This is a genomic window from Burkholderia sp. IDO3 (assembly GCF_003366075.1).
GTDB lineage: Bacteria > Pseudomonadota > Gammaproteobacteria > Burkholderiales > Burkholderiaceae > Burkholderia > Burkholderia anthina.
Window position 1 is genome coordinate 2,879,897 of the sequence record NZ_CP028962.1, and the last position, 14,538, is coordinate 2,894,434.

At 65.9% G+C, this 14,538-nt stretch carries 11 protein-coding genes; 8 read left to right on the forward strand and 3 right to left on the reverse strand.

Annotation, left to right across the window (positions count from 1 at the left end; all coding sequences use genetic code 11):
* The first annotated feature begins 72 nt into the window (after positions 1-72).
* Entirely contained in the window at positions 73-909 is an 837-nt protein-coding gene (locus tag DCN14_RS13180) for a DMT family transporter (RefSeq protein ID WP_096506594.1), read from the forward strand.
* 97 nt (positions 910-1,006) lie between these two features.
* On the opposite strand, the gene DCN14_RS13185 is transcribed toward DCN14_RS13180, so the two are convergent.
* Positions 1,007-2,515: a PLP-dependent aminotransferase family protein gene (locus tag DCN14_RS13185; protein WP_096506593.1), complete on the reverse strand. Its 1,509-nt coding sequence runs from the start codon at positions 2,513-2,515 to the stop codon at positions 1,007-1,009.
* Positions 2,516-2,641: 126 nt separating this feature from the next.
* On the opposite strand from DCN14_RS13185, the gene DCN14_RS13190 reads away from it, so the two are divergent.
* Together DCN14_RS13190 and gabD are read left to right on the forward strand one after the other, a co-directional pair.
* Positions 2,642-3,925 (forward strand): 4-aminobutyrate--2-oxoglutarate transaminase, encoded by a 1,284-nt coding sequence (locus DCN14_RS13190; RefSeq protein ID WP_096506652.1) that lies wholly within the window; start codon positions 2,642-2,644, stop codon positions 3,923-3,925.
* A 90-nt stretch (positions 3,926-4,015) separates the two neighbouring features.
* The gene (gabD, locus tag DCN14_RS13195; protein WP_096506592.1) at positions 4,016-5,485 is read left to right on the forward strand and encodes an NADP-dependent succinate-semialdehyde dehydrogenase; all 1,470 of its coding nucleotides are present in this window, start codon (positions 4,016-4,018) and stop codon (positions 5,483-5,485) included.
* 185 nt (positions 5,486-5,670) lie between these two features.
* Here gabD and DCN14_RS13200 read toward each other — a convergent pair whose 3' ends face one another.
* Complete coding sequence (locus DCN14_RS13200) at positions 5,671-6,492, reverse strand: IclR family transcriptional regulator (protein ID WP_143331693.1); 822 nt, start codon at positions 6,490-6,492, stop codon at positions 5,671-5,673.
* Between the two features lie 370 nt (positions 6,493-6,862).
* Here DCN14_RS13200 and DCN14_RS13205 point away from each other — a divergent pair, with 370 nt between their 5' ends.
* A complete protein-coding gene (locus DCN14_RS13205; RefSeq protein WP_346265265.1) occupies positions 6,863-7,963 on the forward strand; it encodes an aromatic ring-hydroxylating dioxygenase subunit alpha in 1,101 nt (366 codons plus the stop codon).
* Positions 7,964-8,044: 81 nt separating this feature from the next.
* Positions 8,045-9,010 (forward strand): PDR/VanB family oxidoreductase, encoded by a 966-nt coding sequence (locus DCN14_RS13210; protein ID WP_096506590.1) that lies wholly within the window; start codon positions 8,045-8,047, stop codon positions 9,008-9,010.
* Positions 9,011-9,185: 175 nt separating this feature from the next.
* Here DCN14_RS13210 and DCN14_RS13215 read toward each other — a convergent pair whose 3' ends face one another.
* Positions 9,186-10,253 (reverse strand): aromatic ring-hydroxylating dioxygenase subunit alpha, encoded by a 1,068-nt coding sequence (locus tag DCN14_RS13215; RefSeq protein ID WP_096506589.1) that lies wholly within the window; start codon positions 10,251-10,253, stop codon positions 9,186-9,188.
* Positions 10,254-10,369: 116 nt separating this feature from the next.
* Between DCN14_RS13215 and DCN14_RS13220 the strand changes: the two genes are divergently transcribed.
* The 3 genes from DCN14_RS13220 (at position 10,370) to DCN14_RS13230 (ending at position 14,444) form a co-directional block, all read left to right on the forward strand.
* The gene (locus DCN14_RS13220) at positions 10,370-11,164 is read left to right on the forward strand and encodes an IclR family transcriptional regulator (RefSeq protein WP_162826197.1); all 795 of its coding nucleotides are present in this window, start codon (positions 10,370-10,372) and stop codon (positions 11,162-11,164) included.
* Between the two features lie 626 nt (positions 11,165-11,790).
* Positions 11,791-13,086, forward strand: coding sequence for an MFS transporter (locus DCN14_RS13225; protein ID WP_096506587.1), 1,296 nt, complete (start codon positions 11,791-11,793; stop codon positions 13,084-13,086).
* 224 nt (positions 13,087-13,310) lie between these two features.
* Positions 13,311-14,444: a porin gene (locus DCN14_RS13230; RefSeq protein ID WP_096506586.1), complete on the forward strand. Its 1,134-nt coding sequence runs from the start codon at positions 13,311-13,313 to the stop codon at positions 14,442-14,444.
* Positions 14,445-14,538: the final 94 nt, after the last annotated feature.

A 14,538-nucleotide genomic window follows, 5' to 3' on the forward strand; every position in this document is an offset into this window, starting at 1 on the left:
CCGTGCGAATGTGCCCGATACCCACATAATCGACCGTTCGCCCCGCTACGTTGCGCGTCCGCGCCCTCTTTCATGGATCACTTGTTCATCGGCCTCGTGCTGTGCTCCGCGCTGCTGCACGCGATCTGGAATGCCTTCCTTCATGTCAGCGAGGACCGGCTCGTCCAGCTCGGCACGATGTCGCTGCCGTATCTCGCGTTCGGCATCGCCGGCGTCGTGCTGCTACCCGCGCCGGCGCGCGCCGCGTGGCCGTATATCGCGGCGTCGGCGGCGCTCGAGGTCGCATACTGTTTCACGCTGGCGCGGGCGTACCGCAACGGCGAATTCGGCCAGATCTACCCGATCGCACGCGGGATCTCGCCGCTGCTCGTGTCGGTGCTCGCGCTCGCCGTGCTGCACGAGCGACCGACGCCGTTCGGCTTCGCCGGCATCGCGCTCGTGTCGTTCGGGATCATGTCGCTCGCGCTGCGGCGCGGTTTCCGGTTCTCCGGGGAAGGCGTGCCGTATGCGCTGCTCACCGGTGTGTTCATCGCGTCGTATTCGATCTGCGACGGGATCGGCTCGCGCGTGTCGGGCAGCGCGCTCGGCTACATCGCGTGGGTATACGTGCTGTGGAGCGTGCCGCAGCTCGTGCTCGTCTGCGCGGTGCGCGGCGGCCCGCGCGCGGTGCTCGGCTCGCGCACCGCGCTCACGCAGGGCGCGATCGCCGGCACGATCTCGCTCGCCGCCTACGGGATCGTGATCCTCGCGTACCGGCACCTGCCGGTCGCGACGGTGTCGGCACTGCGCGAAACGAGTTCGATCTTCGCGGTCGCGATCGGCTGGTTCGTGATGCGCGAACGGCCCGGCGCGCAGCGGCTCGCCGCGTGCGCGCTGGTGGTCGCGGGCGCGGCGTTGATCCGGCTTTGAATACCCGAACGGCCGATGCCGCACGGCGGCAACGGCTGGCCGCTCGCGCGTCGGCAGCGCGCGCCGCATCGCGATACCGGCCGTCGTACCGCCGCACTCAAACCTCGGCGGCAACCTTGCCGAACGCCCGCTCGTCGATCGCTTCGGCCAGCGTCGCGAACGCGGTCGCGATCTCGTCCTCCGGCACGCACGCATAGCCGAGCAGCAGGCCCGACGCCGCGCGTTCGCGCTCCGCGTAATAGCCGGACAGCGGCCGCACGACGATGTTGCGTTCGAGCGCGGCCTGCGCGACCGCGCGATCGTCGACGCCGTCCGGCAACTGCGTGACGAGATGCAGCCCCGCATCGCTGCCGAGCGCGTGCAGCGTGTCGCCGTAGCGGCGCGCGACCGCATCGAGCAGCACCTCGCGGCGCTGCCCGTACAGCGTGCGCATCTTGCGGATATGCGACACGAAGTGCCCTTCCGCGATGAACTCGGCCAGCACGGCCTGCTGCAGCAACTGCCCCTCGCGGTACAGCTCGGCGCTCGCGGTCGCGAAGCTCTCCGCGAGCGGCTCCGGCGCGACGAGATAACCGACCCGCAGCCCCGGAAACAGCGTCTTGCCGAAACTCCCGACGTAGATCACCTGCCCGGCCGTGTCGAGCCCCTGCAGCGACGCGAGCGGCCGGCTGCCGTAGCGGAACTCGCTGTCGTAATCGTCCTCGATGATCCAGCAGCCGTGCTGGCGCGCATATTCGAGCAGCATCCGGCGCCGCGCGAGGCTCATCACCATCCCGAGCGGATACTGGTGCGACGGCGTGACGAGCATCAGCTTCGGCGGCTCGGCGAGATCGGCCGCGGACGGCGCGATCCCTTCCTCGTCGACCGGAATCGGCCGCGTGGTGAGCCCCGACACGTTCAGCACGCTGCGCACGCCCCAGTAGCACGGGTCCTCGGTCCAGATCGCGTCGCCCGGATCGGTCAGCAGCCGCACCGCGAGGTCGATCGACTGGTGGATGCCGGTGGTGATCACGATCTGCTCGGGCGTGCAGCGCACCGAACGCGACGTGCGCAGGTAATCGGCCAGCGCCTCGCGCAGCAGCGCGAGCCCGCCGCCCGGCGCGTAGGTCAGCAGGTCCGGACGCAGGCGCCGCCAGTACTTGTTGTGCAGCCGCGTCCACACGCGCGCCGGAAATCGCGACACATCGGGCACGCCCGGCATGAACGCGCCGCCCTGGCGCTTCGACACGCCCGCGCCCTCGACGAGCCGCGTGCCGCGCGCGGACAGCCGCCGCGCGGACGGCAGCACCACCGCCGGGCCGGCGGCCGGATCGGGCGCCGCGCCGACGATCTCGTCCGGCGCGCTGTCGGCGACGAACGTGCCACGGCCGGTCGCCGAGTTCACATAGCCTTCGAGCGCAAGCTGTTCGTAAACCTGCGTGACCGTGTTGCGGGCGATCCCGAGCTCGGCCGCGAGCAGCCGCGACGACGGCACGCGCGTGCCGGCCGGCAGTTCGCGCGACAGGATCGCCTGCTGCAGCAGACGGTGCAGCTGCCGGTAGATCGGCTGTACGCCGCCGCGCACGAGGCGCTGCGCCAGCCAGTCCGACAACACGCTTGCGCGCATGATTGGCTCCTGAATATTTATTTAAATGGCTCTGATTGTCAGAGCCAAATGTGATTATAGTCGCCTCCATGGGCTGCCAACGCGGCCGATTTTTATCCCACCGGACAGAACATCAAGGAGATGACCGTGAAGAATGCCGACCTGCAGGCCCGCAAGAACGCCGCCACCCCGCGCGGCGTCGGCGTGATGTGTGATTTCTACGCAGCCCGCGCCGAGAACGCGGAGCTGTGGGATGTCGAAGGCCGCCGCTTCATCGATTTCGCCGCCGGCATCGCGGTGCTCAACACGGGCCACCGCCATCCGAAGATCGTCAAGGCGATCGCGGATCAGCTGAACAGCTTCACGCACACCGCTTACCAGATCGTCCCGTACGCGTCGTACGTCGAGCTGGCGGAAAAGATCAACGAATGCGCGCCGGGCGACTTCCCGAAGAAGACGGCGCTCTTCACGACCGGCGCCGAAGCCGTCGAAAACGCGATCAAGATCGCGCGCGCGGCAACCGGCCGTCCGGGCGTCATCGCGTTCTCGGGCGGCTTCCACGGCCGCACGATGATGGGCATGGCGCTGACCGGCAAGGTCGCCCCGTACAAGCTGAACTTCGGCCCGTTCCCGGGCGACGTGTTCCACGCGCCGTACCCGAACGCGCTGCACGGCGTGACGACGGCCGACTCGATCAAGGCGATCGAGATGCTGTTCAAGGCCGACATCGATCCGAAGCGCGTCGCCGCGATCATCTTCGAACCGGTCCAGGGCGAAGGCGGCTTCAACCCGGCGCCGGCGGAATTCGTGCGCGCGCTGCGCAAGATCTGTAACGAGCACGGCATCCTGCTGATCGCCGACGAAGTGCAGACGGGCTTCGCGCGTACCGGCAAGCTGTTCGCGATGCAGCACTACGACGTGCTGGCCGACCTGATCACGATGGCGAAGAGCCTCGCGGGCGGCATGCCGCTGTCGGGCGTCGTCGGCCGTGCGGACGTGATGGACGCGGCAGCGCCCGGCGGCCTCGGCGGCACGTACGCGGGCAACCCGCTGGCCGTCGCCTCGGCGCACGCGGTGCTCGAGATCATCGACGAAGAGAAGCTGTGCGAGCGCGCGACGCAACTGGGCGACGTGCTGAAGGCGAAGCTGAACGCGCTGCAGGCCGACGTGCCGCAGATCGCCGACGTCCGCGGTCCGGGCGCGATGATCGCCGTGGAATTCATGAAGCCGGGCACGGGCGAGCCGGACGCCGAGTTCACGAAGCGCGTGCAGGCGCGTGCGCTCGAGCGCGGGCTGCTGCTGCTCGTGTGCGGCGTGTACTCGAACGTCGTGCGCTTCCTGTTCCCGCTAACGATCACGCAGGCCGTGTTCGACGAAGCGCTCGTGATCCTCGAGGAAGTGCTGAAGGAAACGGTCGGCGTGCCGGCCTGAGGTCCCGCTCACTTCAACTGAATGTGCCGCCGCCGTCGTGAAGACGGCGGCGGCCGTTTTCATCCGTCCTTTTCAAAGCAGGCGATTCATATGAGCACTGTTCAGGAAACCCTGGCACTGAAAGATCCGTCGCTGTTCCGCCAGCAGGCGTACGTCAACGGCGAATGGCAAGGCGCGGCGAACGGCGAGTCGTTCGACGTCCGCAACCCGGCAACCGGCGGCCTGCTCGGCACCGTGCCGGCGATGGGCACGGCCGAGACGCGTCACGCGATCGAAGCCGCGAACGCCGCATGGCCGGCGTGGCGCAAGAAGACCGCGAAGGAACGCGCGGTCGTCCTGCGCAAGTGGCACGACCTGATGATGGAAAACGCCGACGACCTCGCGCTGATCCTGACGACCGAGCAAGGCAAGTCGCTGGCCGAAGCGAAGGGCGAGATCGGCTACGCGGCCTCGTTCCTCGAGTGGTTCGCCGAAGAAGGCAAGCGCGTGTACGGCGACACGATCCCGACGCCGGCGAGCGACAAGCGCATCGTCGTCACGAAGGAAGCGATCGGCGTGTGCGCGGCGATCACGCCGTGGAACTTCCCGGCGGCGATGATCACCCGCAAGGTCGGCCCGGCGCTCGCGGCAGGCTGCCCGATCGTCGTGAAGCCGGCGGAAGCGACGCCGTTCTCCGCACTCGCGATGGCCGTGCTGGCCGAGCGCGCGGGCGTGCCGGCCGGCGTGTTCAGCGTCGTCACGGGCGACCCGAAGGCGATCGGCGGCGAACTGACGTCGAACCCGATCGTGCGCAAGCTGTCGTTCACTGGCTCGACGCCGATCGGCCGCCTGCTGATGTCGCAATGCGCGGCGACGGTCAAGAAGGTGTCGCTGGAGCTCGGCGGCAACGCACCGTTCATCGTGTTCGACGATGCCGATCTCGATGCGGCCGTGCAGGGCGCGATCGCATCGAAGTACCGCAACAGCGGCCAGACGTGCGTGTGCACGAACCGCTTCTACGTGCACGAAGCCGTGTACGACCAGTTCGCGCAGAAGCTCGCGGCGGCAGTCGGCCAGTTGAAGGTCGGCCGCGGCACGGAGCCGGGCGTCACGCAAGGCCCGCTGATCAACGAAGCGGCCGTGCTGAAGGTCGAGGCGCACATCGAGGACGCGCTCGCGAAGGGCGCGACCGTCGTGACGGGCGGCAAGCGTCACGCGCTCGGCCACGGCTTCTTCGAGCCGACCGTGCTGACGGGCGTCACGCCGGCGATGAAGGTCGCGAAGGAAGAGACGTTCGGGCCGCTCGCGCCGCTGTTCAAGTTCGGCAGCGACGACGAAGTGATCCGCCTCGCGAACGACACCGAGTTCGGTCTGGCCGCGTATTTCTACAGCCGCGACATCGGTCGCGTGTGGAAGGTCGCCGAAGCGCTCGAATACGGGATGGTCGGCGTGAACACCGGCCTGATCTCGAACGAAGTCGCGCCGTTCGGCGGCGTCAAGCAATCGGGCCTCGGCCGCGAAGGCTCGCACTACGGCATCGACGACTACGTCGTGATCAAGTACCTCTGCCTGGCCGTCTGACGGTTCGCGGCCTGTCGCATCCGTGACAGGCCCTGACCGCCCGGCCGGAACCGGGCGGTCACGACGCGGGCCGGTGGCCCTCTCCGTCGCGCCCGCGTCGTCTTCCCTTCGTCGTCTCCGACGAAACACGTTCACCGCATCGACAAGCCGCATCGACGCGAATCCCGGAACGGCGGACACATCGTTCAGGTATCCGCATCAAAACCCATCTTCGCGGAGAAATCCCGCGCGACATCGAGCGTGGCCGCCACGACGGTCGACTCGGGCGAGACGTCGATGCTCGCCGCCAGCCCCAGTATCGTCAACGCACCGGCCAGCTTGCCGCCCCGTTCGAAGATCGGCGTACTGATCGCGTCGATGTCCTTGAACATTCCCCCGGACGTGGCCCCGTATCCGCGCCGGCGCGCCAGGCTCCTGCGCGCGTCGAGATCGACGCGCTGGCCGTCTCTCTGGTCGGGCGGGTAATGCAGCAAGGTGTTTTCGATCGCGACGTCGACGGCATCCCGGTCGCCCCACGCGAGAAAGACCTCGCCGGTCGCGGAGCGCAGCAGCGGCATGACCGTGCCCAGTCGCGCATACACCGTGAGCGGCCGCTGCCCCTGATGCCAGCGCACGATCAGCGGCCCCTGCGGCGACCAGATACTGAAAAACGACGCTTCGGCGGTTTTGTCGCTGAGCGCCTGGAGAAACGGCGCGCTGACGTGCTGGATCTCGAGCGTGTCGACCGCCGCCAAGCCGAGCCGGGCGGCGAACGGCCCCAGCGCATATCGGACCGGCGCCCCCTCTCGCCTGACGAACCCGGTGCGCACGAGGCTCACCAGATAGTGATGCACCTGCGCGGACGCGAAACCGCAGGCGCGCGAGATTTCGATCACGCGCAACGGCGCACGCGCCTGGTACAGGACGTCGAGAATGGCGGCAGCGACCTCGACCGCACTCACCCCGCGCTGTTTTGACATGGTCTGCTTTTCGGACACGTCGTCACCACCTCCGGAATCGACCGCCAACCTTGTATCCCCCTTGTTCGACGGCGTCCGCGCATCGCATCCGCGCGCCCGGCGCGAACGGCGGCTGACGGCGAAGCTTCCGCGAATGCTTTCGATGCGGCCACGCGGCGCTTGATTTACGCATTGTAAATAGGTGTAGGGCCTTCCGGCGCCGCGACGCGATACTGCATTCACTGCATGTCGCGGGACAAGGCAAGCATCGGACAACGCCGATCACGGCACCGCGCCGGCAGCTCATTCCCTTTCCCGCACGCAAGGCGTCGCGCAGGCCGGGCGGTTCGTCGGGCCGCGCGTCGTCGACAAACGGCCGACGGCGCAACGACGCACACGCCAGCCCGATCGCCCATTCCCCACACGCGGAGACACGTCGATGTTCAATATGTTTGTGCGCAATTGCTGGTACGTAGCCGGTTGGAGCCACGAAGTGGCGGACGGGTTGTTCAGTCGCACCATTCTGGGCGAGGCGATCTGCCTTTACCGGGACAGCCAGGGCGCGATCGTGGCGCTCGCCGACCGCTGCGCCCATCGCGGCGCGCCGTTGTCCAAGGGCCGAAAAGAAGGCGATGCGCTGCGCTGCATGTATCACGGCGTCAAGTTCGACAAAGACGGCGCCTGCGTCGATGTGCCGGGCCAGGACAAGTGTCCGCCGAACCTGTGCGTTTCGAGCTTCCCGGTGATCGAGCGCGACAACTGGATCTGGATCTGGATGGGCGACAAGGAGAAGGCCGATCCCGCCCGGATTCCCGATGCCTGGTCGCTCGGCCGGCCGGACTGGGTCTATCGGCCCGGCTACTACCACTACGATGCGCCCCACATGCTCATCTGCGACAACCTGCTCGACTTCTCCCACATCGGATACGTACACCCGACGACGCTGGGCGGAACGGAAAACATCTCGGCGGGCCGACCGAAGGTCAGCCGCGGGGACGATCTGGTGCGGGTCGAGCGCTGGCTCGTCAACGACGTGCCGGCGCCGTTCCACAACCGGATCGCCCGCTTCAGCGGGCTCGTGGACAGATGGCACTTCTACGACTTCCACGTGCCGGGCGTGCTGATCATGCACTCCGGCGTGCAGGCGACGGGCACGGGCGCGCCCGAGGGGCGCATCCAGGATGCCCTCGAGTTCAGAAGCTGCCAGGCGGTCACCCCCGAAACGGAATCGACGTCGCACTATTTCTACGCAGTCCCACGCAATTTCGCACTCGACGACGCATCGATCACCGAAAAAATCTTCGAAGACATCGTCACGGCGTTCGAGGAAGACCGGGTGATGATCGAGGCGCAGGCGCGCAATCTTCCGTCGAGCGGCTGGTCGACCGCCCCGATCCAGGCCGACACGGCGTTGTCCCACTTCCGCTGGCTGATGCGCAAACGGCTCGATCTCGAAGGCCGTCCCGACACGGCACACACGGCCACGCTCAGCCGCATGCACGATCCGGCAGGACGGCCCGGTCAGCCCGTCGGCCGTTGACGCCACCCGTCGCGCAGGTTCATGCGCGCGACGCCGTATTGCAGATGCAACCGTATCCGACATGATTGACTGGAGTATGTGATGAATTCGACAGGGCTGACCGTGAAGGTCGCACGCAAGACGATCGAAGCGATCGACATCTGCTCGCTCGAGCTGGTCGATCCGGAAGGCGGCCCCCTGCCCGCCTTCACCGCCGGGTCCCATATCGACGTGCACACGCCGGACGGGCACGTCCGGCAGTATTCGCTTTGCAACGCACCGAACGAACGAGGCCGCTATCTGATCGCCGTGCTGCGCACGCCGACGTCGCGGGGCGGCTCCATCGCCGTGCACGACGGCATCAACGAAGGCGACACGATCCGGATCAGCGTGCCGAGAAACCATTTTCCGCTCGCGACGGAACCTCGCGACACGCTGCTGCTTGCAGCGGGCATCGGCATCACGCCGATTCTCTGCATGGCCGAACAACTGTCGGGCAGCGGGGCGGCATTCGCCTTGCACTACTGCACGCGCACGGTCGAGCGCACCGCGTTCCGCGAGCGGATTCTGGCGTCGCGCTATGCCGCAAGCACGTTCTTCCATCACAGCGGGGAGTCGGGCGGCGACGCGTTCGACATTCCATCGCTACTGTCCAGCGTCGCGCCGGGCGCTCATCTGTACGTATGCGGCCCGGCGGGTTTCCTGGAGGCAACCCTGGCTGCCGCGAGGTCGCTCGGCTGGTCCGACGACCGGCTCCACTACGAATGCTTCGGCGCGTCGATAGCGACCGGATCGGCCAACAAGGCGTTTCAGGTCAAGATCCGGAGTTCCGGGCAGGTGCATGACATTCCGGCGGACAGGAGCGTGACGTCGGTCCTCGCCGAAGCCGGCGTCGACATTCCGGTCTCTTGCGAGCAAGGCGTTTGCGGAACCTGCCTGACCCGTGTCGTCGAAGGCGAGCCGGAGCATCGGGACCTGTTCCTCACCGAAGAAGAGCATCGCTTGAACGATCAGTTCACGCCCTGCTGCTCGCGCTCGAAGAGCCCGCTTCTGGTACTAGATATTTAGGAAAACAAACAATCTTGTCGGGCGCTCCGGCGCGTTGACGCGACTCGGGGCCCCAGGCCCCGACGCCGGCGCGCTTGCGCCCGATCATGTCCACTTGATCGGCAAGCAGCGCGAACCCGATCGGCACAAGCTGCCAACGTGCTTCGCCATTCCGGTCAGTCACGTCACGCTCGCGTCACGCAGAGGCGACCGCGTGCGATGCCTCCTTCTGCAGCATGGCGTCGAGCATCCGCCGCGCCCGGACGGGACCGGCATCGATATTGAGCAGGGCCGGCTGCAAGGCCGTCAGGCCGCCGGCGTTCACCAACGCTTGCTGCTGTGCCATGACCATCGGTTCATCCTGTTCCTCGAACGCGTAACGGCGCAGGCTACTGAGCTTTTCGTTCACCTCCCGCTGCTCGTCGGGCGTGCGCGTGACGTTCTCGTCATGGCGAACTGCGGCGAAGTGGTACAGCGTCTTGAACGCGGAAACAGGGGTGAGGATATGCGCGCCGAGAATGTGGACGCCGTCGTCGCGGTTTCCGCCAGGCGGGCATGCACCTGCGTGGTTCAGCATGCAGGACGGCGCGTTCCAGCGCATATCGGCCCACTGATCCACGGGTTGGGCATCGCGTCGATACATCAGGTCGAACATGCCCGGCGGCACGACGTTGGGCCATGAGCGCCGCACGTACAGCGTGTCCCCCTCCGGCTCCACCCTGGTTTCGCCGCGCACCATGCCGGCATGGCCCAGCACGCCGTCATGGAGAAACGACACATGGCTGAGATCCAGCAGGTTGTCGGTCATCAACTGGTAGTTGACGGCCAGCTCGATCGTTTCCCGGCGGCTCACCCGGGTATGGGCGTCCTCATCGAACGCACCGTAGTCCGGTATCAGCTCTTCCCGCGGCGCCTGTTCACCCATCCACACCCAGACGAGCGAGTGTCGCTCGACGGCGGGAAACGCGCGCACCCTGGCGGCCGACGGAATCACCTCGCTGTGAGGGTTGTGCACGCAATGCCCTGACGCGTCGAACTCCAGCCCGTGGTACCCGCACCGGATGCGGGTCTTGCCGGCGCACAGTTTTCCGAGATGCAGCGGAACGAATCGGTGAGGACACCGATCGAGCAGCGCGACCGGCTTGCCTTCTGCATTCCGGAACATCACCAGCGGTGTCTCCGTGATCGTCACGCCGACGGGCTGCTCGGCCGGCAGGTCCTGGGCCCACATCGCCGCGTACCAGATATTTCTCATGAAACGCATGCTGCCTCCTTGGTATATTCAACTATATTGAATCACATCAATATAGGTAAGCAGATTAGAGGCTAACCTTTTGGGTCATAATTGGGGAGTTCCCTGATCCCCCGATGGAGTTTCTCTTGTCAAAACAGGTAGATAACGAAGAAGAAATCACGCAGAAACAGGGCATCCAGTCCATCGAACTGGGGTTTGGACTCGTCGCGGCTCTGATGCAGGTGCAAGAGGCGCTGTCGCTCACGGAACTGGCGCGCGCGGCCGGCATGTCGACCAGCAAGGCACGGGGGTATCTGATCAGTTTCGTTCGACTGGGCATCGTGCGGCAGCTCGGCGGCGGCGGCCTTTACGATCTCGGCCCCACGGCCGTCAGGCTCGGCCTCGCAGCGCTCGGCCGCATCAATCCGCTCGAATGCGCGCGAAGCGAACTGCCCGCGCTGCGGGCAGCGGTGCGGGAGACCGTCTGCCTGTGCGTCTGGGGAGATTTCGGGCCGGTTGTCGTCGACAAACTGGACGGCGTTCAAAATACGCCCTTCGAACTGAGGCTCGGCATGACGGTCCCGCTGTTGACGACCGCAACCGGGCGGCTTTTCATGGCATGGATGCCGCCGGAGAGTTATCAGGCATTGTTCCAGCAGGAATCGGGGCGGCTCTTGCGCTCCGGCGCGAAGCACGCGTTCAACCTCGATCGCGTGCTCGCCGCGGTGCGCAAGGACGGATGCGCGTCCGTCAGCGACGTGGAACTGCCGGGCTTCGCATCGGTCGGCGTGCCGCTGTTCGACAATCGCGGCGAACTGATCGCCACGGTCAATGCGATCGGCCCGAGTAGCCGGTTCGACGTTTCGGTCCACGGCCCGGTTGCGAATCAGCTGCGGGAATTCGCGCACCAGGTGGCCGAAAAATGCGGGATCGCCGTATAGCGGCAACGGCCGAACCCGGGCACCCGCCCCCGCCCTTCCAGCGACTGCCGCGCCGGCCCCGCGCTCCCGGCGCGCGGCCATCAAACAGCCTCATTTACCCATCGTAAATGGGTGTAGGGCCTCGCGCGGTACGGGCGCGATACTGGATTCACCGCTTCTCGCCGCCCCGATCCATCCACGCGGAATCGACCCCGCGTCGCTCCGCCGGCATTCCGTTGCTTGCCGCACGTGCCTGTCGCCGCGCGCTCGCGTTGAACCAGGCGTGCGATTTCGATCTGTCGATCCATGGGACAGGGTTCATCCCGGTATTCAACAAATTTGATGTGATTCAACATAACTGAACTTTCGGTGTGCTTCACCCACCACGCGGCGCCGCGATCCGGCACCCCGGTCGAACCCGGGACTGGCGTACGGCGCCTGCACATCAAGCACCGTTGCACGATCGCGTTGCCAGGGTGGCGCCAACTCCGGTCAGTACGACGAGATGATTTTCCGCATTAAACATAGGAATACGAAATACAAGAAGACATGACGGCCTGCAAAAGGACGTCGGGCATGCAGGCGACACCGGTTCCCGGAGCGGGCCTGCCAATGCAGAAGAAACGAAAACCATTTGGAGACTTGCGATGGAAGGTGACGTGGAGCAACGGCTGGTGCACAAGATCTGTATGCGGATACTGCCGCTGCTGATCCTCGGATATTTCTTCTCCTACTTCGATCGCGTCAACGTCGGCTTCGCCGCGATCTCGATGAAGGAGGACTTTCATCTGTCGCCCGCCGCGTTCGGCTTCGGCGCCGGCATCTTCTTCATCGGCTACACGCTGTTCGAAATCCCCAGCAATCTGATCATGTTACGCACGGGCCCGCGAATCTGGATCGGCCGCATCATGATCACCTGGGGCCTGATTTCGGCCGGTACGGCATTCGTCTGGAACGACGTCAGCTTCTGGGTCGCGCGCTTTCTGCTCGGGGTCGCCGAGGCGGGGTTCTTCCCGGGGATCATCTACTACCTCACCCTCTGGCTTCCGGCCCGGTACCGCGCGAGGATTTTCGGTCTCGTGCTCGCCACCGGCGTCGTCTCCGTGGTGATCGGCAGTCCGATCTCGGGATGGATCCTGTCGGTCGGCACCATCGCCGGCCTGAAAAACTGGCAGTGGCTGCTCATCGTCGAGGGCCTGCCGTCATCGCTCCTCGGGATCATCGTTCTGTTCGGGCTGCCCAATCGCCCCGATCAGGTGACATGGCTTTCGGCACGCGAAAAGGCCTGGCTCACCAACGAACTGCAACAGGAAAAACGTTCGCTGTCGGAAGAAGCCTCGCGCGCCGGACGCGCGCTGCTGGACCGGCGCGTCTGGGCGCTCGGCCTCATGGTCTTTCCGCTCGCCGCGGCGATCTACGGGATGTTCACCTGGCTGCCGCAGGTCGTCAGCAGCCTGGGGGCGTCGCCCATGCAAACCGGCCTGATCAATGCCGTGCCGTTCATCTTCAGCGCAATCGCGATGGTCTGGTGGGGCAACCACTCCGACCGCACGGGCGAACGCTCGTGGCACCTGATCATCCCGCCGGTATTTGCGACCGCCGGCCTGGTGACGGCAGCCATGCTGCCAGTCGGCGTCTGGACGCTGGTATGGCTTTCGATCGGCATGGCGGGCACGCTGGCCGCGCTGACGATGATCGTCTCGGTCACGCCCGAGTTTCTGACCGGGGCCGCCGCCGCGGCCGGAATCGCGCTGGTCAACGCAATCGGCAACGTCGGAAGCTTTTGCGGCCCGTATCTGATCGGCCTCATCAAGGCCATGGGCGGCCAGTTCCAGACTGCGCTGCTCGCGCTCGGCTTGCTGCTGCTGGTCACCGTCGGCCTTGCTCTGTGGTTCCGCGCGAGACACGGCGCCGAGCTCGGCATCGGCTCGGCCAACGCCTGAAGCGCCGCGTGGCCGGGCATCGGGCATGCCGCGGCTGCGTCGATCCGGACGGGCGAACCGTGTTCGCGCACGGCCGGTTCGGGCCAGTCCGTGCAATCGTTGAAGCGCGACACGGGATCCTGACCGAAGCCTGATCGTCGATCTTCTTCTTTTTCAAATCGCCCTCGCTTAATCGATACGTAATCCTTATAAAACTCGGATTCTTTCCCTGGGGAGAACCTTGCATGAAAAAGTCAGCTTCGACGCTTGCCGCACTTGCGACCTGCCTGGGATGTTCGATGCCGGCGCTCGCGCAGTCCAGCGTGAGCATGTACGGGTTGATCAGCACCGGCATCGGCTATGCCAGCAACGCCGGCGGCTCGCGCCAGTACGGCCTTTACTCCGGCACGATGCAGAACAATCGATGGGGTTTCCTGATCCGGGAGGATCTCGGCGGCGGATACACCGTGGTCGCCCAACTCGAGAACGGCTTCGACATCACCAACGGCAAGCTCGGGCAGGGAGGTCGCCTGTTCGGCCGACAGGCATGGGTCGGCCTGTCGAGCGACAAATACGGGACCCTCACGCTGGGACGTCAATACGACGCGTTCTGGGACTACCTGTCCGTTTATGCGGCGCCGAACACATCCGGCGGCACACTGGCGGCGCATCCGGGCGACGCCGACAACCTGATGGGAAGCTGGCGCTACAACAACAGCATCAAGTATGCGACGCCGACGTGGGCCGGTTTCTCGGCCGAAGGCCTCTATGCGATGAGCAATGCGACGAACTTCGCGATGAATCGGGCCTGGACCGCCGGCGTGCGATATACCGGCCAGCGGTTCAGCGCGGCCGTGGCCTATGTCGACATCCAGTCTCCGGGAACCCTGAACCCATCGGGCGCGGTCACGGACGATTACGCGGGCGCCCCCTTTTTCCTGTTCCGCTCGAGCCCACTGAACAACACCGCGGGCGTCCGTCGACAACGCAACGTCGGCGGCGGCGCCAACTACAAGGTGACGGACAAGTTCACGGTCAGCGCTTTCGTGGACGACATTCGCTACGACTACGTCGATCACACCAGCCTGCGCCTCGACAATTACGACGTGTCGTTATCCTACAAGCTGACGCCGTCCCTGTTCCTGTCCGGAGCATACGTGTACACGAGCGGCGCGTATGGCGGCCTGCAGGCGAACCCGCACTGGAACACCGGCGTCGCGAGCATCGACTACTTCCTGTCGAAGCGTACCGACATCTACCTGTACGACATCTTTCAGCGCGTCAGCGGCCCTCGCGCGACGGCAGCCATCTATGGCACCATCCCGTCGACCGGGAGGACACAGAATCTCCTGATCGTCGGCATCCGGCACAAATTCTGACGGCGTGCGCGAAGGACGCACGCGCCCGGCCCGCCGCCGCCGAACACATCCATGCAACAGCGAAGCATGCCGGCCACCACGGCCGGCATGCCCA

Bases quoted from the DNA above. Each gene is read 5' to 3' on its own strand.
- DCN14_RS13180 (WP_096506594.1), top strand. From the start codon at position 73: ATGGATCACTTGTTCATCGGCCTCGTGCTGTGCTCCGCGCTGCTGCAC.
- DCN14_RS13185 (WP_096506593.1), bottom strand. From the start codon at position 2,515: ATGCGCGCAAGCGTGTTGTCGGACTGGCTGGCGCAGCGCCTCGTGCGC.
- gabD (WP_096506592.1), top strand. From the start codon at position 4,016: ATGAGCACTGTTCAGGAAACCCTGGCACTGAAAGATCCGTCGCTGTTC.
- DCN14_RS13205 (WP_346265265.1), top strand. From the start codon at position 6,863: ATGTTCAATATGTTTGTGCGCAATTGCTGGTACGTAGCCGGTTGGAGC.
- DCN14_RS13210 (WP_096506590.1), top strand. From the start codon at position 8,045: ATGAATTCGACAGGGCTGACCGTGAAGGTCGCACGCAAGACGATCGAA.
- DCN14_RS13215 (WP_096506589.1), bottom strand. From the start codon at position 10,253: ATGCGTTTCATGAGAAATATCTGGTACGCGGCGATGTGGGCCCAGGAC.
- DCN14_RS13225 (WP_096506587.1), top strand. From the start codon at position 11,791: ATGGAAGGTGACGTGGAGCAACGGCTGGTGCACAAGATCTGTATGCGG.
- DCN14_RS13230 (WP_096506586.1), top strand. From the start codon at position 13,311: ATGAAAAAGTCAGCTTCGACGCTTGCCGCACTTGCGACCTGCCTGGGA.